Origin of the sequence: Gordonia sputi NBRC 100414, assembly GCF_000248055.1 — a bacterium.
In the GTDB taxonomy this organism is placed as follows: domain Bacteria; phylum Actinomycetota; class Actinomycetes; order Mycobacteriales; family Mycobacteriaceae; genus Gordonia; species Gordonia sputi.
The window spans coordinates 1-20173 of record NZ_BAFC01000087.1 but is presented as its reverse complement, the minus strand read 5'-3'; the positions used below and the strand labels follow the sequence as shown (position 1 = coordinate 20173).

Here is a 20173-nt window from a genome sequence, read left to right as displayed (position 1 = left end):
AGCGCCCAGTCGGCGGCGTGTAGCGCCCGGCCGGTAGCTCAGGCGGGTTCGACGGCCGCGAGGCGCACGAAGTCGCCGACGTCGAGCCTCTCGCCGCGGATCTGGGGGTCGATGCCCGCTGCCCGAAGTCGGCGTTCGGCCTCGACGGGCGAGCCCGCCCAGGTGGTCAGCGCCGAGCGCATCGTCTTGCGGCGCTGCGCGAAGGCGGCGTCGATGACAGCGAAAACCTGTGCGCGGGTGACTGATTCGTCGACGAATGGGTCGGTGCGGGTGATGCGGACGAGACCCGACTCGACCTTGGGTTCCGGCCAGAAGACGTTGCGCCCCACGGCACCTGCGCGGGCAACGTCGCCGAAGTACCGCGCTTTGACGCTCGGCACACCGTAGACGCGGGAGCCGGGGCCTGCCGCGAGTCGATCAGCCACCTCGGCCTGCACCATGACGAGAGCCGTTGCGATCGTGGGGAATTGGGTCATCAGGTGCAGCAGGACGGGCACCGCCACGTTGTAGGGCAGGTTCGCGACGAGCGCGGTCGGGGTCACCGGCAGATCGTCGGCGGTCACGGCCAGTGCGTCGGCGGTGACGACATCGAGTGCGTCGGCCCGTTGCGGCGCGAGCTCGTCGACGGTGTGCGGCAGCCGCGCAGCGAGCTTCGGGTCGATCTCGACCGCGACGACCCGGCCCGCCGTGCCCAACAGTGCCAGCGTCAGCGAACCCAGTCCGGGGCCGACCTCGAGGACGGTGTCGTCAGGGCCGACTCCGGACGCCGCGACGATGCGTCGAACGGTGTTGGCGTCGTGGACGAAGTTCTGTCCGAGCGTCTTGGTCGGACGAACGTCGAGCTCGGCGGCGAGGCGTCGGATCTGTGCCGGGCCCAGCAGCCGCGGAGCGGTCGAATCCGCGTCGTCTGTCAGCGCAGACCCAGACTCGACGAGCAGGCAGGCCACGCGCCCCAGCCCTGAGCTGCGAGGGTCTTCTGCGCGACCGCGATCTGCTCCTCGCGCGAGGCGAGGTCGGGACGCGCGGCATACTCCTGGCCACCCCAGCGGTCCCAGGTGTTCTGGTCGAACTGGATGCCGCCGTAGAAGCCGTTGCCGTTGTTGATGGCCCAGTTTCCGGTGGACTCGCACTGCGCGAGGCGGTCCCAGACCGAACCCGACGGCACGTCGGGCGCGCCCTCCTTGGTCCCGATCTTGACGGTGGCGGCAACCGGGGCGGCGATCTGGTTGGCGGAGAGCTTGTCGCGCTTGACGACCTTGCCGTTGACGATCGTGACGTTGTAGGTGACGTTTGCGCGTCCCGGCTTACCCGCGTTCACGACGACCTTCTTGTTACGGATGAGGGTCGGATCGTCCTGCTTGTTCTCCGGTGGTGCGACGTCTTCGAGCACGGTGTCCTGCTCGGTCCGGATGCGGGTGACGTCGATGACCATGTTCGGCGTGACCTTGGTGTCTGCGGCAGGCGTGACCTTGTCCTCGTCGGACAGGGGCTTGCCGGTCGCGGTGAGCGCGTCGGCGACAGTTGCCGCGGGCACGGTGGTGTTGAACCGCACACCGCCGTCGACAACCGTGATCTGCTTGGGCAGGGTGACGTCGACGACGGCACCGCTGACCGGGATCGCTCCGCCTGCCGAGAAGTTGGTCTCGTCGTCGCCGTGCGCGAGTCCCTTCTCTGCGAGAAGTTCGTCGACCTTGACCGCAGTGGTCTTGACCTGCTCCTTGCGACCCTCGACGTCGATGACGACGGTCTTGAGGCGCTTCATGGTGATGGTCGAGCCGTCGCCGAAGCCTGCGTCGGGTCCCGGGCTGACCTGGTCGCCGTCGGCCGGGGTGTACCCCTGCGAGCGCAGCACCGAATCGACTGACATCGCCATGGTCGAGACCTTCATGGTGTGACCGTCGACGTCGAGCGTGACGTTCTTGTGCATCGCGACACCCGCGACGCCACCGGCGGCGAGGGTGGCGAGCACGGCACCAACGGCCACGCGAGCGCGCATCGATTCTGAGTTGTGAATTCTCGCAAGTACAGACAAGGTCCAAGCATCCTGATCGGCGACAGAGTCAACCCACGTCAGGCGTCTCAGGAGTAAGTCACCGAGGCCCTACGGCCCCGAGGTCACTATCAAACAGAGACCGAATCATCCGTTCAATCGACGCCCACCATCACGCGGGATCACAATACGATAACGAGACGGGGCGATTACCGCAAAGGTAGCTGGTAGGCGCGTCGCGCGTTGTCGCCGAGCGTCCTGGCCAAGGATTCGGCATCGACTCCACGCGTCGATGCCAACGACCTGGCCGTGTACGGCAGACAGTATGGTTGATTAGGTTGTCCCCGATAGGGATCCGGCGTCAGGAACGGAGCGTCGGTTTCGACGAGCAGCAACTCATCCGGCACGACGCGTGCGGCATCTCGCAGCGACGCGGCGTTGGCGAAGCTCACTGTGCCCGCGAAACTGAGGTAGTAACCGCGTTCGACGCATTCGCGTGCAACGTTTTGGTCACCGGAGAAGCAATGCATGATCACGGTGTCGGGAGCGCCCTCATCAGCCAGAATGTCCAGCACATCGCGGTCGGCTTCGCGGTTGTGGATCATCAACGGCTTGCCGATGCTCTTCGCGAGCCTGATGTGCCAGCGGAAGGCTTCGTGCTGAATCTCGGGCGTCGCGCAGTCGTCGGACCGGGCGGGCCAATAGTAATCGAGACCGGTCTCGCCGACGGCCACCACCCTCGGATGCTGCGCCATCTGCTCCAGCTCGCGCGAGGTGGCGTCGTCGAGGTCGCCCGCGTTCATCGGGTGCAGCGCGACCGCCGCGTAGACCCGGTCGTCCCAGTCCGCCGCCGAAACCGCCCACCGCGCGTCGACCATGTCGTCGGCAACTGTGACAACCATCTCAACGCCGACACTCTCGGCATGGTCGACGATCGCCCGAACGGTCTCGGGCGAACGACCACCGCACGCGGCGAGATGCGTGTGCGCGTCGATGAGCCCGTAGAGCGGCGTCGGGTCCGGCGGCGGCTCGCGGCGTCGACGCTTCTTCGCGGCCTTGGCGCTCTCTGTCGCCGATGGTTCCGCCGACTGCGAACCGGCCGAGCTCTGTGCACCCTCCGTCATGGACTCGACTCTAGAAGGTGACGCAGGCGCCCCCCATCAGAGATCAGAGATCGGAGATCAGGCGATCAGAGATCGACGGTCCCGCTGATGACCGTGGTCGACTGCCCGCCGACCCAGATGTGCTCGCCGTCGTCGTCGATGTGGACTCGTCCTGATCGCTGCACGGCGGTGCCCTGCGAGGCCACGTAGCTCGCTCCGACGCGGCCGTTCGACCGAAGCCACACCGCGATGCCTGCATTGAGGCTGCCGGTGACGGGATCTTCTCCGACGGCCTCGCCGCCCGCGAGTCCGCGAACCTCGAATTCGACGTCGGGGTCGTCGGGGTGTCCGGACTCGTAGCGGCCGAGGAGGCCGACGTCGTACGCGCCCAGCGCCGCGAGGTCGGGTCGCGCCGAGAGCACCCGCTGCGCGGAGTCGAGTTCCAGCACGAACCACGGCGGGCCGTTGTCGATCCATTCTGCGGCGCGGACGTGCTGACGTGAGAGCCCGAGCGCGGGCAGCACCTCGTCGACGAGGGCGTCGTCGACCGGACCCGATCGGCGCAGCGGGGGCGCCGCGAAGGCGAGTCGATCGCCGTCACGACGGATCGTCACCAGTCCGACGCCGCACTCCTGGACGACGTTCGCCCCGCGCGGCGATCCGCCCGCGGCGAGCCACGCGTGCGCCGAACCCAGCGTCGGGTGCCCCGCGAAGGGGAGTTCGCCGCCGGGAGTGAAGATGCGCAGTCGGTAGTCGGCGCCGGGGTCGGTCGCGGACTGGATGAACGTCGTCTCGGAAAGGTTAGTCCAGCGAGCGAACGCCGCCATCTCGTCGTCGGAGATCCCGTCGCCGTCGATCACGACAGCAACGGGGTTGCCGCGCAATGGTTTTGAACTGAATACGTCGACCTGGGCAAAACGTCGGGACTGCTGCGCTGATGACATGTCCCCATGCTTGCCGCCGCGACCGAGGGTTGTCCAGCGATTTGCGACGACGGACGTCTGACCTTCGAGCGCAGGTCCGACGCGCCGCCGAGCGCCTGGACGCGACGTGTGGTCTGCTCGCATACCGCGCCGTGGACTGCCCAGGCGGGTAGCGTGTCGGACGTGTTGGGTTTGCCAGAACAGATCTCGGTCGCCCTATTCGACCTCGACGGTGTTCTCACGAGTACCGCCGTCCTACATCGCGTTGCGTGGAAAGCCGCCTTCGACGACTTCCTGCGTGACCGCGACGGCGACGACTTCGTGCCGTTCACCGAACAGGACTACCTCGACTATGTCGACGGTCGTCCTCGCGAGGACGGGGTACGGGCGTTCTTGTCCTCGCGGGGCATCAACGATGTCGACGACGCGACGATCGCCAGGATCGGCTCGGAGAAAAACGCGATGTTCGTGGACACACTCTCACGCGATGGTGTGAGCCCGTATCCCGGATCGGTGCGCTACCTGCAGGCCGCCCGGGATGCCGGACTGCGCGTTGCAGTGGTGACATCGTCGAAGAACGGAGAGGCCGTGCTCGACGCCGCCGGGCTGTCGACATTCGTGGAAGTGCTTGTGGACGGGCAGGAGACGGCCGCACGCGGACTGCGCGGAAAACCCGCGCCCGACTCGTTTCTCTTGGGGGCAGAATTGATGGGCGTCGAACCGACGGCGGCAGCCGTCTTCGAGGACGCGATCTCCGGTGTGCAGGCAGGCGTGGCCGGCCATTTCGGCTACGTCGTCGGCATCGATCGGGTGGGCGGTAGTCAGGCGGAGGCCATGCGTACCGCGGGCGCCGACGTTGTCGTCAACGATCTCGACGAGTTGATCCCCGCATGAGCCGCACGACAGAGCAGAGCACCGGTTTCGACATCGATCCGTGGCAGTTGCACTGGCGCGGAGTCGATCTCGACATGCTGGGCCGAAAGGAAACGTTGTTCGCACTCTCGAATGGTCACATCGGCCTCCGCGGAAGCTTCGAGGAGGGCGAGCCGGTCGATCATCCCGGCACCTACCTCAACGGCTTCTACGAGCTGCGTGATCTGCCGTACGCCGAAAGTGGTTACGGCTATCCGGAGTCGGGCCAGACCGTGGTGAATGTGACCGACGGCAAGATCATCCGGCTCCTCGTCGAGGACGAGCCGATGGACCTTCGATACGGCCGCACCGAAGAGCATTCGCAGACACTCGACTTCCGCACGGGCACGTTGCGCCGCAACACACTCTGGACCTCTCCCACCGGCCGCACCGTACGCATCAAGTCCGAGCGACTGGTCTCGTTCACCACACGCACCATCGCGGCGATCCACTACGAGGTGGAGCCCGTCGGCGAGGACATGAAGATCGTCCTGCAGTCCGACCTGCTCGCCAACGAGCCCGTCCCCGTACCCGGCAACGATCCCCGACTCGCGGCGGCGCTGGAGTCACCATTGGTCTCCGACCTCGCAACCTGCCGCAATTACTGGGGCATCCTGGTGCACCACACCAAACAGTCCGGGCTGCACATGGCAGCCGGTATGGACCACCAGATCGACTTCCCCGGCGCCGCTGACAGTTTCATCCGTGCCGACGAAGACCTCGCACGACTGACCATCGCAGCGAACGTCCCGCAGGGCACGTCGCTGAAGATGACCAAGTACATCGGATACGGCTGGTCGGCGCGACGATCGGTGCCCGCACTACGCGCGCAGGTCGACGCGGCGCTCGCCATGGCGATGGAAACGGGCTGGGAATCGCTGAAAGCCATGCAGATCGCCTACATGGACGATTTCTGGCGCGACGCCGACATCGAGCTCGATGGCGATCCCGAGGTGCAGCAGGCGGTGCGCTTTGCGCTCTTCCACGTGCTTCAGGCGGGTGCGCGCGGGCAGTCCCGAGCCATCCCCGCCAAGGGACTCACCGGGCCCGGTTACGACGGTCACACCTTCTGGGACACCGAGAGTTTCATCCTGCCCATGCTCACCTACACCGTCCCCGCTGCTGCCGGTGAGGAGTTGCGGTGGCGCCATTCGACGATGGACAAGGCAAAGGCGCGTGCCGCCGAGCTCGGCCAGCGCGGCGCCATGTTCCCGTGGCGCTCCATCAACGGCGAAGAGTGTTCGGGCTACTGGCCGGCGGGAACCGCGGGCGTGCACGTCAACGCCGACATCGCGAACGCGACCGCGCGCTACATGCGCGCCACCGAGGACGAACAGTTCGAAACCGAGTGCGGCGTCGAACTTCTCGTCGAGATCGCGCGTCTGTTCGCCGGGCTAGGACACCACGACGTCAACGGGCGATTCCGGCTCGACGGCGTCACCGGCCCGGACGAGTACACCGCGGTCGTCAACAACAACGTGTTCACCAACCTCGCTGCGCAACTCGCACTCCGCGACGGCGTCGCCTGGGTGCATCGCCGACCCGACCTCGCACAGAAGTACGGTGTGACGAATGCCGAAGCGGCACACTGGGAATCGTGTGCCGATGACATGACCATCCCGTTCGACGACGCACTGGGCGTGCACCAGCAGTGCGAGGCGTTCACCTTGCTCGGAGCATGGGACTTCGCGGCGTCGGTCGGCAAGTACCCACTGCTGCTGAACTACCCGTACTACGACCTGTACCGCAAACAGGTGGTCAAGCAGGCCGACCTCGTGTTCGCGATGTACATGTTCGGTCGCGCATTCACCGAAGAGCAGAAGCTTCGCAACTTCGACTACTACTACCCGCTCACCGTCCGCGACTCGTCGTTGTCGGCGTGTTGTGAAGCCGTGACCGCCGCCGAGGTCGGATACCTCGGCCTGAGCTATGACCTGCTCGCCGAATCGGTATTCACCGACCTGCATGATCTCCACAGCAACGTCAGCAGCGGCCTGCACATCGCCGCGCTAGCGGGCGCGTGGATGGACTGCGTGGCCGGGTTCGGCGGTATGCGTGACTTCGGCGGCCACATCACGTTTGCGCCGAGGCTCCCACCGCGGCTGACGTACATGTCTTTCCGTATGACGGTGCGGGATTCGAAGATCGTCGTCGCCGTCGACAAGAAGACGGCCACGTACCGTCTGATCTCGGGGCCGAAGATCGACCTCGCGCACCACGGCGAGAAGTTCACGTTGACCGAGGAACACCCGGTGACACGAGACATCTCGGAGATCGAGCACCGCGAACCACCGAAGGCACCGGTGGGCTGCGAGCCGTATCACCGCGACTGACGCGCCTCGGCCGCGAAGGCGGCCGAGGCCTCAGTGCGTCGGCTTGGCCTGCGGGTCGGGCTTGATGTTGCGCGCGATGCGCGTACGGAGATCTCGCAGAACGTCTTTCGACGCTTCTGCCCACGGCATCAGGATCGGGAAGACGTGGAACATACCGCGACCCTCGTACCCGTACACGCCGACCCCGTTGGCCTCGAGTTTTCCGACGAAGTCGCGGATGCCGTCGCGGAACATCTCGTCCTCGCCCCAACAGACGAACGTCGGCGGGAACCAGTCGGGACTCGGGTTGGCGTAGACGATCGACACCCGGACGTCGTTGGGCTGCACGCCGTGCAGATACGGGGTGACAGGGATGCTCCAGGGCAGGATGTCGTACTTGGCGTTCTCGGTCACCGACGCATTGTCGAGGTCGAGGTCGATCTCCGGCGAGAACAGCGCGAGTGCCGCGGGCCGGGGCATGTCCTTGTTGTGCAGATAACTGATCAACGACGTCGCGAGGCCACCACCGCCAGAATCCCCTGCCACCATCAGATGGTCGGCGCCGAGCCCCCTGTCCAGGAGACCCTGATACACGTCGGCGGCGTCGAGAACCCCTGCCGGGAACGGGAATTCGGGGGCCATCCGGTAATCCGGGATGAAGATCTCGAAACCGGTGATCCGCACCAGCGCGGCGGCGAATGCGGAGTACATGATCGGCGTCGTGCCGATGTATCCACCGCCGTGCAGATAGAGGACCGTTGCGCCGATGGATTCTTTGGCGTCGTCGTCATCGACGTAGGCGTCGGTGCTGGCCTTGGCTCGGCACCAGATCCCCGCCACGCCGTTGATCTCGTCTTCGGTGATCTCGACCTTGCCCGCTAGTTCGATGACCGGCGGCAGAACGACGTTGCAGATGTCGTCGAGCGCTTTCTCCATCGAGCGGAACTCCTCGATGGGCAGTCCCATCGAGTACCCCATGAACGCGCGGATGGTGTTTCTGGTGACGGACTGGCCGACGTTGTCGAGCAGTCCGGCAGGCCCCTTCCACGGTTTCGAGAAGGGCACCCGCGCGAGACCGTTCAGCAGACTCTCGCCGAGGCCGACCATCGTCAGCGCCGCGACCGGCTTGGACGCGGTCTCTACCTCGGGTCGATCAGCCATAACCATGCGGTCAGAATACGTGACGGGTCACGTCGATCGGCCTCGATGAACGCCCAGTCGGCAGTCTCGAGGGCCCAGTCGGCACGATATGGCGCACAGTCGGCCGTCTCGAGCGCCCAGTTGGCCGTCTCGAGCGCCCATTCGGCAGTCAGAACAGCACGGTCGACGCGGGGCGCTCGGGTGGCAGGCGACCAAGTATCCTGGCAGGCACTATGCCCACTGATCTGACCAGCACCGACACGCGTACACCACACGGCGCCGGGCGTCCGTACTACATCACGACGGCCATCGCCTATCCCAACGGCGCACCGCACATCGGGCACGCCTACGAGTACATCTCGGCCGACGCGCTCGCGCGGTTCAAGCGTCTCGACGGATTCGACGTCCGATTCCTCACCGGAACCGACGTGCACGGGCAGAAGATGCAGCAGACCGCGGAGAAGGAAGGCATCCCGACCGCGGAGCTCGCCAAGCGCAACTCCGACCGCTTCCAGGCTCTCCAGGACCGCCTCGGCTCCAGCTACGAGCGCTTCATCCGCACCTCCGACGACGACCACAAACGGGCGTCGGAAGTCATCTGGACGCGCATGGCCGACGCGGGCGACATCTACCTCGACACCTATTCGGGCTGGTACGACGTCCGCGACGAGACCTTCTACGCCGAGGCCGACACCACGGTCAACGACTCGGGCGAACGCGTGGCCTCCGACAACGGGCACGTGCTGACCTGGACCGAGGAGCAGACCTACTTCTTCCGGCTCTCCGCGTATCAGGACCGGCTGCTCGAACTGTACGAATCGCACCCGGAGTTCATCGGACCGGACGTCCGACGCAACGAGGTGGTCAGCTTCGTCAAGGGCGGCCTGACCGACCTGTCGGTCTCGCGGACCACGTTCGACTGGGGTGTCCCGGTGCCCGGGCATGCCGATCACGTCATGTACGTGTGGGTCGACGCGCTCACCAACTACCTCACCGGCGTCGGCTTCCCCGACGACGCCGCCACGTTCGAGCGGTACTGGCCGGCGGATCTGCACGTCATCGGTAAAGACATCATCCGTTTCCACTGCGTCTATTGGCCGGCGTTTCTGATGAGCGCAGGAATCGAACTGCCCAAGCGGGTCTTCGCGCACGGCTTCCTGTTCAACAAGGGCGAGAAGATGAGCAAGTCGATCGGCAACGTCGTCGATCCGGAAAGCCTCCTCGACGAGTTCGGTCTCGATCAGCTGCGCTACTTCCTGCTGCGCGAGGTGCCCTACGGCCAAGACGGCTCGTACTCTGCCGAGAGCATGACCGCGCGCGTCAACGCCGACCTCGCCAACGAGTTCGGCAATCTCGCGCAGCGCACGCTGTCGATGATCGGCAAGTACTTCGACGGCACGGTTCCGACCCCCGGCACCTACACCGAGGCTGACACCGAGATCCTCGACGCCACAACCGAACTGCTGCCGCGCGTGCGCGACCACTTCGACGTGCAGGCGATCCATCTGGGACTCGAGGCACTGTGGTCGGTGCTCGCGCAGACCAATCGGTACATCTCGGCACAGGAGCCGTGGAAGCTCGCGAAGACCGACCTCGACCGGACGGGCACCGTGCTCTACGTGTGCGCCGAGGTGGTCCGTGTCGTCGCACTGCTGGCACAACCGGTCATGCCGACGTCGTGCAACGCACTGCTCGATCTGCTGGCCGTCGGCGACGAGCGCGACTTCACAACCGTCGACGATCGCCTCGCGCCCGGAACCCAATTGCCCAAGCCCACAGTGATTTTCCCGCGCCGCGACGCGTGAGCAACTGTGCGGTGACGTGGTGACCCCGACCGCGACGGACCTGCTGCGTTCGCTGCAGCTCGCCGCCGCGCGTCGCGGATCACCGCCTCCCGCAGCCCTTGTGGGCGACTGGTGGGACGCCGACGCGGTCATCGTACCCTCGATCGAGGTGCGCCCGGGCCATGCACCGCCCGATCGTCCGGACCGATTCTGGTTGGGATACTTGGGTTTTCCCGTGCGCGGCGTCGAATCAGCCTTGCCGACGATCGCTGGTGGCGAGACCGATCATCTCCTGGTGCTCAAAGACGGACGCTCGCAGTTCGTCAGTGCCTCCGGCGCGGCTGCACCGGACTGGGTGCGCGAGGTATTGGCCGCTGCCGCAACGGAAGTCGACGACGGGACGCAACTGTGGTCGACGCGGTGGACACCGCCCGATCCCCGACCACACGTCGCCGCGATTGAGCAGTGCCTGAACGCCATCGGCGCGGGTGAGATCTACCAGGCGTGCCTGTGTACCCGCTTCACCGGAACGCTCACCGGATCGGCGTGCGGCTTCTTCGCCGATCTCGCCGAGCGCACACGACCCGCGAAATCCGCTTTCCTACAGGGCGATTGGGGTTCGGTGGCGAGCTTCTCCCCCGAAACCTTCCTGTCCCGACGCGGCGAACGCGTGTGGTCGGCGCCCATCAAGGGCACGATCGCCGCGGGCGACGACCCCACGTTGCTCGCGGCGTCGTCGAAGGACATCGCCGAGAACATCATGATCGTCGACCTCGTACGCAACGACCTGGGTCGGGTGGCACGCACCGGCTCGGTGCGCGTCGAGAGGCTACTCGAGATCGTCGGCGCGCCGGGTGTGTGGCACCTCGTCTCGCGGGTCGGGGCCAAACTACCTCCGGAGATCGGCAACGTGGCCTTACTCGACGCGACATTCCCTCCCGCGTCGGTCACCGGAACACCCAAACTCAGGGCAATGCAACTGCTGGCCGATTGGGAGCACGACCCACGCGGGGTGTACTGCGGAGCCGTCGGATTGGCAGGCCCCGGAGGGTTACTCGACCTCAACGTCGCGATTCGGACCGTCGAGATCACACCCGACGGCTCGATGGCACTGGGCGTGGGTGGCGGAATCACCGCGGATTCGGACCCGCGTCGCGAATGGCAGGAATGCCTCGACAAAGCGGCAAGTGTGGTCAACGCGCGACCGAGCGTGCTCGGCTAACGTAGTCGGCATGAATCGGGCCGCGAGCGTGCAGCAGGCAGCCGAGATGACGTCCGACCTCGCCGATATCCGAGCGTCCATCATCGATGAATCAACCGGCGCGACACCCACTCCGCACTACTATCCGGACGACTACGCGCCGCCGACACCCGTTCTCGAGTCGTGGCTGCGGGCACGTACGCGAGGGCACAGCCGCGACACCCACCAACCCGAACTGGTCAGCGACGACGAACTCGATCGTCGGCGTGAACAGAGTTCGCTACGCCACTCGGCAACTGCCGCACAGGCGATCGTCGAATCAAGCATCGACGACGCCGATCTCGTATATGGGATGTTCGACGCCGACGGCGTGATGCTCTGGGGACAAGCCGATTCCCGACTCCGCGACCACGCGTACGCGTTGCACATCCGGGAGGGTGCGCGCTGGGATGAAGAATCGGCCGCGACGACGGTGGTGGGACAGGTACTCGCCGACCCGCGACCGCAGCGCGTCTACCCGGCCGAGCACTATGCGCATGCGCTGGGCGAGTGGTACTGCGCGGGGGCGCCTGTGCACGATCGGGTCACCGGCGAGGTCGCCGGGGTGATCGCCTTCGCCGGGCAGATGAATGCCGTCCAGCCCGCGACGCTCATGCTCGCCGCGTCGGTCGCCGAGTTCTGCGCACGCGACGTCTCCGACGAGCACCAGCGCAGATTGAGCCGACTGCATGAGACCGGCCGAACCACGTTGTCCGCCTTCAAGACCGCGCTCCTCGTCGACGACGACGGCCTCGTCGCCGACAGCCGCGGAGTGATCGCCCCGACCCGGATAGCCCCACCGGGCGACGGTGAGATGCGCTTCGTGGCCGGGCTGGGCGTGTGCATCGCGGAGCGCGTCGACGGCGGCTGGGTGGTACGTCCGTCAGGGCCGGCCGGTCCGATCCTCATCGAGCTCGATCTCCGTGGCGAACCGTCGATTCACGTCACCGACGGCCCCGACCACATCACCATTGTCGTCACGCGGCGTCACGCGCAGATCCTGCTACTGCTCTCCGACGCCGGGCGCGCGGGACTCACCTCGGCGCAGTTGAGCAGGTTTCTGTTCGGCGACACGACCCACGAGGTGTCTGTCCGGTCCGAGATGTCGCGCCTACGCCGCGTCGTCGGCGCCCTGGTGTCGAGTCGGCCGTACCGCCTTGCCACCGACGTGACGCTGACCGTCGTCCCCGACTGACCGGCGTCGTCTGCGGGCTTCGTGGTCCCGTCGCGGTTGTGGCGGCGTCGACTTCCGCGCGTTTCGCGGCGCGGAAAGTAGGGGAAGAAACCCTTCCGCTAGTTTCGAACCTTTCCCCGCAAAACGTCGCGGGGAAACGTCAACAACCCGGGGAAAAAACCCTTCCCCCCAGTTTCCGCACTACCGCGCCGGGCCCCGCGCCGGGCGCCGCGCCCCGCAGAAAGTAGGGGAAGAAACCCTTCCGCTAGTTTCGAACCTTTCCCCGCAAAACGTCGCGGGGAAACGTCAACAACCCGGGGAAACAACCCTTCCCCCACTTTCCGCACCACCGCGCACCGGCCCGCCCCGCCCCCGACACCGTCGGCACGCTCAATCGACTTCCGACCGCGCAGCCAGGACCGCCTCATAGATGTCGCGCCGCGACACGCCCGTACCCTCGGTGACCTGCGCGCAGGCCTCCTTGAGTCGAAGACCTCCCGCGACGAGCCGTTCGGCCTGCTCGACGAGGTCGTCGACGGCGGGTACCCGACGTTCCCCCGGCGCCACGACGACGGTGATCTCGCCGCGGACACCCTCGGCGGCCCACTGCGCGAGGTCGGCGAGCGGGCCCCGGCGGATCTCCTCATAGGTTTTCGTCAGTTCCCGACACACGGCCGCCTCGCGATCGGGTCCGAGTACGTCGACGGCGTCCGCGATGGTGTCGGCGAGGCGGTGGGGCGAATCGAAGAAGACCACGGTGCGCGGTTCGTCGACGAGTTGGGCCAGCCAGTCGAGCCGCGCCTGGTGCTTGCGTGGCGCGAACCCCTCGAAGCAGAAGCGATCCGACGGCAGGCCCGATACCGCCAGCGCGGTGGTCACGGCCGACGGTCCGGGCAGTGCCGTCACCCGCAGACCCGCTGCCGCACATGCTGCGACGATCTTGTGCCCGGGATCGCTGACCGAGGGCATGCCCGCATCGGTGACCAACAGCACGGTGCTTCCGGCGCGGATGGCATCGAGGAGTGCCGGGGTGCGCGCGGCCTCGACCTGGTCGTAGTAGCTGACGATGTTCCCGGTGATCGTGACGTCGAGCGCCTGGGCCAGCGCCTTGGTGCGTCGGGTGTCCTCTGCGGCCACGATGTCGGCGGTCGCGAGGGCGTGCCGTAGCCGCGACGAGGCGTCGTCGACCTGGCCCATCGGCGTCGCAGCCAGCACGAGTCGGCCGTTGCCGGTGTCGGTATCTGACACGTCCGGAGCGGGATTCATGCGAATCACTGTACGAGCGGCCCATTACGATGGGCCGGGTGACCATCGTCGACGGCCCCATCGCTGCGCCCGCCGCCGATCCGACACCCGACCGTGGACGCCTGCTCAAAGTGGCTGCCCTGCGTTCGACGCGGGTGCGGCCCGATCCCGAAATCGAGGTGCCGCTCTTCGGCGCACCCGACCGCAGGCGGGGCCTGATCGTCGGTCTGATCATCACCCTGGTGGCCATCGCCACCCGCTTCTGGGGGCTGAACCTCCCCACAGACCACGCCACACCGGTCTTCGACGAGAAGCATTACGTTCCGCAGGGTTGGCAGGTGCTGACCGGCGGCAACTGGATCGAGGACAATCCGGCCTACGGGCTCGTGGTGCACCCGCCGGTCGGCAAATGGCTGTTGGCCGTCGGCGAGTGGATGTTCGGCTACAGTCCGCTCGGTTGGCGAGTCATGTCCGCGGTCGCGGGCGTCGCGATCGTGGTGATGATCTATCGGGTCGTGCGTCGTATGGCACGGTCGACGCTCGTCGGAGCGATCGCCGCGGTGTTCGCGATCTGCGACGGCGTGCTCTTCGTGCAGTCCCGCATGGGCATGCTCGACATCTTCCAGTGCCTGTTTGTCGTCGCCGCATTCACCGCGGTCATCTGCGACCGCGACCAGGTACGCGAGCGAATGTTCAACGCCTACCTCGACGGCCGCATCAACGACTCCCAGTTCGGACCCCGCCTCGGTTTCCGGTGGTACCGCTTCACCGCAGGTGTGATGCTCGGCCTGACGTGTGCGACGAAGTGGTCGGGCATCTACTACATCGTCTTCTTCGGCCTGCTGGTGATCGGATTCGACGTCGCCGCGCGCAAGGCCTATCACGTTCGACGTCCCTGGGCCGGCGCTCTTGTCCGCGACGCCGTGCCCGGTGTCGCGAGCCTCGTCGCGATGCCGATCGCCATCTACTTCGCGAGCTTCGTGCCGTGGTTCACCAGCGAGACGTCGGTGTACCGCTACCAGGTCGGCAACACGATCGGGACCGACGGCCCGTTCGCGTGGGTTCCCGGCGCGTGGCGATCACTCTTGTACTACGAGGCGGGGGTGCTCAAGTTCCACGCGGGGCTGACGAACTCCGCAGGCAACCACCACCCGTGGGAGTCCAAGCCATGGACCTGGCCGATGAGCCTGCGCCCCATGCTGTACGCGCTCGAGAATGGGCCCGATCAGTGTGGCGGCGGCCAGTGCGTCCGGGCCCAGATGCTGATCGGGTCGCCGGCGATGTGGTGGCTCGCGCTTCCGATGCTGCTCTGGGGGTTGTGGGCCTTTCTCATCCGACGCGACTGGCGATACGCCGCAGTGATCGTCGGATACGCAGCGGGATTTCTGCCGTGGTTTGCCGAACTCGACCGCCAGATGTACTTCTTCTACGCGACGGTCCTCGCGCCGTTCCTAGTGATGGGCCTGGCACTGTGTTGCGGCGACATACTGCGAACGACCAGATCGTCGCCATGCAGACCCCGGCCGGAACGGCAGGCACTCGGCATCATCGTCGTCGCGATCTACATCGGGCTGGTGGTGGCGAACTTCGCCTGGCTGTGGCCGATCCTGACCGCGAGCCCCATCTCGCCGGAACAGTGGCACCAACAGCTCTGGCTGCCGAGCTGGGGCTGAGCCTTCGGGGCGGGGTGGTTTCGACAAGCTCAACCAGCGGCGGGTCGCTCAACCAGCGGTGGGTGGTTTCGACAGGCTCAACCAGCGGCGGGTGGTTTCGACAAGCTCAACCAGCGGCCGTGTGGTTTCGACAGGCTCAACCAGCGAGACGTAGCTCAACCAGCGGGGATCGTGCTCAACCAGCAGGACGTTGCTCAGCGGGCGGGCTGCGCATCGCCGCCGACGGCCCGCGTGACCAGTTCGACGATCGTGGCGTCGTCCACTCCCATCGCGCGCAGCGCTTCGACGTGCTCGACGGTGGCGCGCTGCGCGTCGTCGAGCGTCGTGTTCGATCCGGCTTTGATGAACGATCCGCGCCTGCCCCTGGTCTCGATGATCCCGGCGGCCTCGAGTTCGCGATAGCTTTTCGCGACCGTGTTCGGGGCGAGGTCGAGGTCGGCGGCCAGTGCGCGCACCGTCGGAAGTCGTTCTCCGACAAGCAGTTCGCCGCGTGTGACGAGGTCGATGACACCGAGGCGGAGTTGCTCGAAGGGTGCGCGATCGGAGTCGGCGTCGATGGCGAGTTGTGCGGCGAGATCCATCGTCGACCTCAGAGCGGATCTCTCGACAGCGGGCACGACATGCACCGTGGACCGCCGCGGCCCGAGCCGAGTTCGCGGCCCTCGATCTCGATCACCTCGATACCCGAGTCGACGAGTCTGCGGTTGGTCTCGACGTTGCGGTTGTACGAGACCACGACGCCCGGTTCGACTGCGAGAGTGTTGTTGCCGTCGTCCCACTGCTCGCGCTCGGCGGTGACCGGGTCGAGGCCGGTGTCGATGACGCGGAGTTTGCCGATGCCCATCGCGTCCGCTGCCGCCTCCACGAAGGGTCGCGGCCCGCTCACGTCGACGTCGCCGTCGCCGAGGTCGCGCAACGTGAATGCCGACATGGTGTCGCGGATGTTCGGGTACATCACGACGGCATCGGCGTCGACCATGGTGCAGACCGTATCGAGGTGCATGAAGGCGCGCTGCTGCTCGATGGGAACCGCCAGCGCGGTGTGGGCCAGTCCGTCGGCGAACAGGCTGCGCGCCAAGGCTTCTGCGCCTGCGGGAGTGGTGCGTTCACCGACTCCGACGGCGACGACTCCCGGTGCCAGCAGCAGCACGTCGCCTCCCTCGACGGGTGCGACCTGCGATTCGTACGCGCGTCGCGCACCCGTGAACAGCGGGTGGTGCGCGTAAATCAGATCGGTCAGAGAGGTCTCGCGCACGCGGGCCGGCAGTGCGAGCGAGGTGATCGCAAATCGAGGCCCGATCCAAAACGAACTGTCGCGGGTGAACAGCAGATTGGGCAGCGGCGCTATGGCGAACTCCGGCCCGACGTGCATCCGACGCACCAGCGACGCCGACTCCGCGGCCGGGGTCAACGGCAATTCGTCGAAGGTCATCCCAGCGGTCAACACGTCGGCGAGTTCCGGTGCGGACAGCCCGCGCAGATACCCGGCGAGTTCCTCCGCGAGGTGCGGCCCGAGTAGGCGCGAGTTGACTGCCGCGGCAATGCCCTGGATTCGCGCGGCACCGCTGTGGTCGAGCGTCTCGGTGAGCAGGTCACCGAGGAGAAAGACGTCGACGCCGCGCGCGGTGAGTGCTTCCGCGAACTCGTCGTGCTCCTCTTGGGCACGGGCCACCCAGGGCAAACCGTCGAAGAGTAGTTGGTCGCTGTTGCGCGGGGTGAGGCGCAGTAGTTCGTCGCCGGGACGGTGCAGCATCACCGCGCGTAGTCGGCCGACCTCTGTGTTTGAGCCGAGTGTGTAGTCACTGCTGGCAGTCGACGCAGGCATGGATCAAATCTAGTCGCCGAGGGCCGTGCATGCTCGACGCCGAGCGTCAGGGTGCGTCGGGATCGGACTGCTGGGTCGGATGCAGTCGCGGGACGGCACCGACAACCTCGGGTGCCGACTCGCGTGCGAACAGCCACGCGACGAAAGCCACGGCGGCCACCCCTCCCGTCAGCACGAATGCCGGGCCGAATCCGACGCTTCCCGCAACGAAACCGACGATCAGTGGTCCGGTGACCGCACCGAGATCCGACGACATGCTGTACGCCGCAAGCGCCGAACCGCCCTGACGTCTGGCGCCGAGAACGTCGGCGAGCGCGGCCTGATGCGTCGGAGCGAACAAGCCCGATCCGACTCCGGCGAACAGCGACAGCACCAGCGCGACGACGATGTTCGGCGAAAAGCCGAGCAGCGCCGTCGAGATCGCCATGACGGCGAGGCCGGGAAGCATCACCGGTCGGCGACCGACCCTGTCGGACATCCTGCCCGCGACCAGGATCGCGGCGACGTTACCGGCTGCGTAAACGGCGAGGACCACACCGGTCATGGCGGCCGACTCGTCGAGTCCCTCGGTGATGAACAGCGGCACCACCGCGACGCGCACGCCCATCGACGCCCAACCCTGCGTGAAGTTCGACGCGATGATCGCGCGGTAGGCGCTGTCGTGCAACGCGGTTCGCAGCGACATCGCCCCTCGTTGCGGAGCGTCGGAGACCTCTGGCGCCGCGGTATCGCGCAGTTGTGTTGCGACGACTGCCGATGCGATCAACAGCGCGACGGCGTACACGACGAACGGCATGCGCAAGCCGAATCCGACCAGCGCGCTGCCGATCAGCGGCCCGGTGATGTTGCCGATCAAAAAGCCCGCGGAGAAGAAGCCCGAGACCTTGCCGCGGATCTCGTTGGGCGACAACCTGATCAGCAGCGCCATCGCCGACACCGTGAACATCGTCGAACCGATACCGCCCGCACCGCGGAACAGCAGAAGCTGAATGTAGTTCTGCGCAAACGCACATGCCAACGTGCTCGCCGCGACGATCAGTAGACCTGTCAGGTAGATCCGACGCTCGCCGAGGACCGTCACCAGGCGTCCGGTGGCAGGCGCGAAGACAAGTCGCATCACCGCGAACGCCGACACCACCGCTGAGACCGCGGTGTAGCCGACGTCGAAGCTGCGCGCGAAAGTCGGGAGCGCGGGCGCGATCAGACCGAAGCCGAGAGCAATGACCACGTTGGCCGCCAGCAGCACCCAGATCCCGCGAGGAATCTGCTTCACTCAGATCACGGCTCCTCCGGAAGCTTGTCGAGCGCTTCGGCGGTCAGTGCACGACCCAGCTCGATCATCTCCGTCGCCTTGTGGAAATCCAACGTGCGCACGGCTTTACGCGGCACTCGGATCAGGATGTCCGGCGGGTATCCCGCGATCTGATAGCGCGTCAGCGCGATCGACATGATGTCGAGCGAGCGCAACAGAATCTCGATCCTGCCCATCGGAGCCGCTTTGGCGCCGTCGTCGACGTCGCTCGACGTTGACAGCGGCTCGACGTCGTCGGATCCGTCCGACCCGGCGGGCGTGTCCTCCGCGGGTGCGTCGTGGCTAACGGAGTCGTCGGCCTCGACGCCGAACCGTTCGCGCACCGAGCGCACCCAGTCGTTCTCCAACAACGGGGTGATGTTGCGGCGGATCACGCCCTTGGTCTTGGGTGCTCGACTCGCGCCGTGTTCTGCACCGTCGTCGGCGTCGAGCACAACGCCGATCGTCACGTCGCTGCTGACCGCGGACGTCGGCGCGACGGGCAGTGGGTCGAGGATGCCGCCGTCTGCGAGCAGTCGGCCGTCGACCTCGTGGGGTCGGATCACTCCGGGAATCGCGATCGACGCCCGGATGGCGTCGACGAGACTGCCTTTCTGGAACCACACCGGCCGCCCGGCGGCGAGATCGGTGGCGACCGCGGTGAACGGGATGTCGAGGTCTTCGATCACGGTGTCGCCGAGGATCTCCCGGACCCGTGCCAGGATGCGCTCGGCGCCGATCATCCCGCCCGGTTTGGACAGCGAGACGTCGAGCAGTCGCATCACGTCGAGCTGGGACAACCCGCTGATCCAGTCGACGTAGTCGTCGAGGCGCCCGGCACAGTAGAGCCCGCCGACCAGCGCGCCCATCGACGATCCGGCGACGCTGACGATCTCGTACCCACGTGCGTCGAGTTCGGCGACGACGCCGATGTGTGCGTAGCCGCGAGCTCCCCCACTTCCCAGAGCGAGGGCCACGCGAGTCGATCGGGCCATGATGCTCAGCCTAACGATGACGTCCGACGCCGCACGCGTCAGTCGATAGGAAGCCGACGCGGCCCCGCACCCTGCCGGTTCAGCTCATCGCCGGGGTTGAGCAGGTTGCACGCACCCAGCGAGAGGCAACCGCATCCGACGCAGGAGCCGATCATGTCGCGCATGGTCTCGAGCAGCTCGATCCGGTGATTGATGTCGGCGATCCAGCGCTGCGACGCCGCCTCCCACATTGCGCGCGACGGCGACTCGTGATCGCCGAGCTCGGTGAACACCTCCCCGATCACCGCGAGGGGTATCCCCGCCGCCTGGGAAGCGCGGATGAACGCGACCCGGCGCAGCATCGCGCGGTGGTATCGCCGCTGGTTGCCCGGCGTACGCCGCGAGAAGATCAGCCCCTGGTCCTCGTAGAACCGCACGGCCGACGGCGCGATGCCCGCGCGCTGCGCCAACTCACCGACGGACAGTTCGATCTTCTTCAGGCCCATACGACGAGGATAGGCGACTTCAAGTTGACTTGAAGTCGCCTATGCCCGCTGATCGAGATGCCAACCGCTGATCGAACGCGT

At 66.5% G+C, this 20173-nt stretch carries 17 protein-coding genes; 6 read left to right on the top strand and 11 right to left on the bottom strand.

Annotated elements, in window-relative coordinates; all coding sequences use genetic code 11:
* Positions 1–38: 38 nt before the first annotated feature.
* From rsmA to GOSPT_RS14700, 4 genes are all read right to left on the bottom strand, one after another.
* Entirely contained in the window at positions 39–947 is a 909-nt protein-coding gene (gene rsmA / locus GOSPT_RS14715; RefSeq protein ID WP_005207173.1) for a 16S rRNA (adenine(1518)-N(6)/adenine(1519)-N(6))-dimethyltransferase RsmA, read from the bottom strand.
* Positions 911–1996 carry a resuscitation-promoting factor gene (locus GOSPT_RS23645; RefSeq protein ID WP_005207172.1) on the bottom strand — a complete coding sequence of 362 codons (1086 nt, stop codon included), beginning with the start codon at positions 1994–1996 and terminating at the stop codon, positions 911–913. Before GOSPT_RS23645 ends, rsmA begins: the two co-directional genes overlap by 37 nt.
* 203 nt (positions 1997–2199) lie before the next feature.
* Positions 2200–3114: a TatD family hydrolase gene (locus GOSPT_RS14705; protein WP_005207171.1), complete on the bottom strand. Its 915-nt coding sequence runs from the start codon at positions 3112–3114 to the stop codon at positions 2200–2202.
* Between the two features lie 65 nt (positions 3115–3179).
* Positions 3180–4037, bottom strand: coding sequence for a PhzF family phenazine biosynthesis protein (locus GOSPT_RS14700; protein ID WP_005207170.1), 858 nt, complete (start codon positions 4035–4037; stop codon positions 3180–3182).
* A 162-nt stretch (positions 4038–4199) separates the two neighbouring features.
* On the opposite strand from GOSPT_RS14700, the gene GOSPT_RS14695 reads away from it, so the two are divergent.
* Positions 4200–4910, top strand: coding sequence for an HAD family hydrolase (locus tag GOSPT_RS14695; protein WP_039856167.1), 711 nt, complete (start codon positions 4200–4202; stop codon positions 4908–4910).
* A complete protein-coding gene (locus GOSPT_RS14690; RefSeq protein ID WP_005207167.1) occupies positions 4907–7261 on the top strand; it encodes a glycoside hydrolase family 65 protein in 2355 nt (784 codons plus the stop codon). Before GOSPT_RS14695 ends, GOSPT_RS14690 begins: the two co-directional genes overlap by 4 nt.
* Before the next feature lie 30 nt (positions 7262–7291).
* On the opposite strand, the gene GOSPT_RS14685 is transcribed toward GOSPT_RS14690, so the two are convergent.
* On the bottom strand, positions 7292–8407 hold the full coding sequence (locus GOSPT_RS14685; RefSeq protein WP_005207166.1) for an alpha/beta hydrolase: 1116 nt from the start codon (positions 8405–8407) through the stop codon (positions 7292–7294).
* A gap of 206 nt (positions 8408–8613) precedes the next feature.
* On the opposite strand from GOSPT_RS14685, the gene metG reads away from it, so the two are divergent.
* From metG to GOSPT_RS14670, 3 genes are read left to right on the top strand one after another with little or no spacing between them, the layout of a single operon-like run.
* Positions 8614–10185, top strand: coding sequence for a methionine--tRNA ligase (gene metG, locus GOSPT_RS14680; RefSeq protein WP_005207165.1), 1572 nt, complete (start codon positions 8614–8616; stop codon positions 10183–10185).
* A gap of 19 nt (positions 10186–10204) precedes the next feature.
* On the top strand, positions 10205–11386 hold the full coding sequence (locus GOSPT_RS14675) for an aminodeoxychorismate synthase component I (protein ID WP_039856165.1): 1182 nt from the start codon (positions 10205–10207) through the stop codon (positions 11384–11386).
* Between the two features lie 10 nt (positions 11387–11396).
* Positions 11397–12599, top strand: a complete 1203-nt coding sequence (locus tag GOSPT_RS14670; RefSeq protein WP_005207163.1) for a GAF domain-containing protein — start codon at positions 11397–11399, stop codon at positions 12597–12599.
* A gap of 369 nt (positions 12600–12968) precedes the next feature.
* Here the strand turns inward: GOSPT_RS14670 and rsmI are convergent, their stop codons facing one another.
* On the bottom strand, positions 12969–13844 hold the full coding sequence (gene rsmI / locus GOSPT_RS14665) for a 16S rRNA (cytidine(1402)-2'-O)-methyltransferase (RefSeq protein ID WP_039856150.1): 876 nt from the start codon (positions 13842–13844) through the stop codon (positions 12969–12971).
* 29 nt (positions 13845–13873) lie between these two features.
* Here rsmI and GOSPT_RS14660 point away from each other — a divergent pair, with 29 nt between their 5' ends.
* Complete coding sequence (locus tag GOSPT_RS14660) at positions 13874–15496, top strand: dolichyl-phosphate-mannose--protein mannosyltransferase (RefSeq protein ID WP_005207161.1); 1623 nt, start codon at positions 13874–13876, stop codon at positions 15494–15496.
* A 194-nt stretch (positions 15497–15690) separates the two neighbouring features.
* Here the strand turns inward: GOSPT_RS14660 and GOSPT_RS14655 are convergent, their stop codons facing one another.
* The 5 genes from GOSPT_RS14655 to soxR are packed head-to-tail and all read right to left on the bottom strand — an operon-like array spanning position 15691 to position 20092.
* Positions 15691–16077: a GntR family transcriptional regulator gene (locus tag GOSPT_RS14655; protein ID WP_005207160.1), complete on the bottom strand. Its 387-nt coding sequence runs from the start codon at positions 16075–16077 to the stop codon at positions 15691–15693.
* 8 nt (positions 16078–16085) lie between these two features.
* Positions 16086–17321, bottom strand: a complete 1236-nt coding sequence (locus tag GOSPT_RS14650) for an arginine deiminase (protein ID WP_005207159.1) — start codon at positions 17319–17321, stop codon at positions 16086–16088.
* Positions 17322–17367: 46 nt separating this feature from the next.
* Positions 17368–18594 (bottom strand): MFS transporter, encoded by a 1227-nt coding sequence (locus tag GOSPT_RS14645; RefSeq protein WP_005207158.1) that lies wholly within the window; start codon positions 18592–18594, stop codon positions 17368–17370.
* Between the two features lie 5 nt (positions 18595–18599).
* Positions 18600–19607 (bottom strand): patatin-like phospholipase family protein, encoded by a 1008-nt coding sequence (locus GOSPT_RS14640; protein WP_005207157.1) that lies wholly within the window; start codon positions 19605–19607, stop codon positions 18600–18602.
* Between the two features lie 38 nt (positions 19608–19645).
* On the bottom strand, positions 19646–20092 hold the full coding sequence (soxR, locus tag GOSPT_RS14635) for a redox-sensitive transcriptional activator SoxR (RefSeq protein ID WP_005207156.1): 447 nt from the start codon (positions 20090–20092) through the stop codon (positions 19646–19648).
* Positions 20093–20173 lie beyond the last annotated feature (81 nt).

What these genes read in the sequence shown, in the direction of transcription:
- GOSPT_RS23645 (WP_005207172.1), bottom strand. Translation starts at nt 1,996, where the DNA reads ATGCGCGCTCGCGTGGCCGTTGGTGCCGTGCTCGCCACCCTCGCCGCC.
- GOSPT_RS14705 (WP_005207171.1), bottom strand. Translation starts at nt 3,114, where the DNA reads ATGACGGAGGGTGCACAGAGCTCGGCCGGTTCGCAGTCGGCGGAACCA.
- GOSPT_RS14700 (WP_005207170.1), bottom strand. Translation starts at nt 4,037, where the DNA reads ATGTCATCAGCGCAGCAGTCCCGACGTTTTGCCCAGGTCGACGTATTC.
- GOSPT_RS14690 (WP_005207167.1), top strand. Translation starts at nt 4,907, where the DNA reads ATGAGCCGCACGACAGAGCAGAGCACCGGTTTCGACATCGATCCGTGG.
- GOSPT_RS14685 (WP_005207166.1), bottom strand. Translation starts at nt 8,407, where the DNA reads ATGGTTATGGCTGATCGACCCGAGGTAGAGACCGCGTCCAAGCCGGTC.
- metG (WP_005207165.1), top strand. Translation starts at nt 8,614, where the DNA reads ATGCCCACTGATCTGACCAGCACCGACACGCGTACACCACACGGCGCC.
- GOSPT_RS14670 (WP_005207163.1), top strand. Translation starts at nt 11,397, where the DNA reads ATGAATCGGGCCGCGAGCGTGCAGCAGGCAGCCGAGATGACGTCCGAC.
- rsmI (WP_039856150.1), bottom strand. Translation starts at nt 13,844, where the DNA reads ATGAATCCCGCTCCGGACGTGTCAGATACCGACACCGGCAACGGCCGA.
- GOSPT_RS14660 (WP_005207161.1), top strand. Translation starts at nt 13,874, where the DNA reads ATGGGCCGGGTGACCATCGTCGACGGCCCCATCGCTGCGCCCGCCGCC.
- GOSPT_RS14655 (WP_005207160.1), bottom strand. Translation starts at nt 16,077, where the DNA reads ATGGATCTCGCCGCACAACTCGCCATCGACGCCGACTCCGATCGCGCA.
- GOSPT_RS14650 (WP_005207159.1), bottom strand. Translation starts at nt 17,321, where the DNA reads ATGCCTGCGTCGACTGCCAGCAGTGACTACACACTCGGCTCAAACACA.
- GOSPT_RS14640 (WP_005207157.1), bottom strand. Translation starts at nt 19,607, where the DNA reads ATGGCCCGATCGACTCGCGTGGCCCTCGCTCTGGGAAGTGGGGGAGCT.
- soxR (WP_005207156.1), bottom strand. Translation starts at nt 20,092, where the DNA reads ATGGGCCTGAAGAAGATCGAACTGTCCGTCGGTGAGTTGGCGCAGCGC.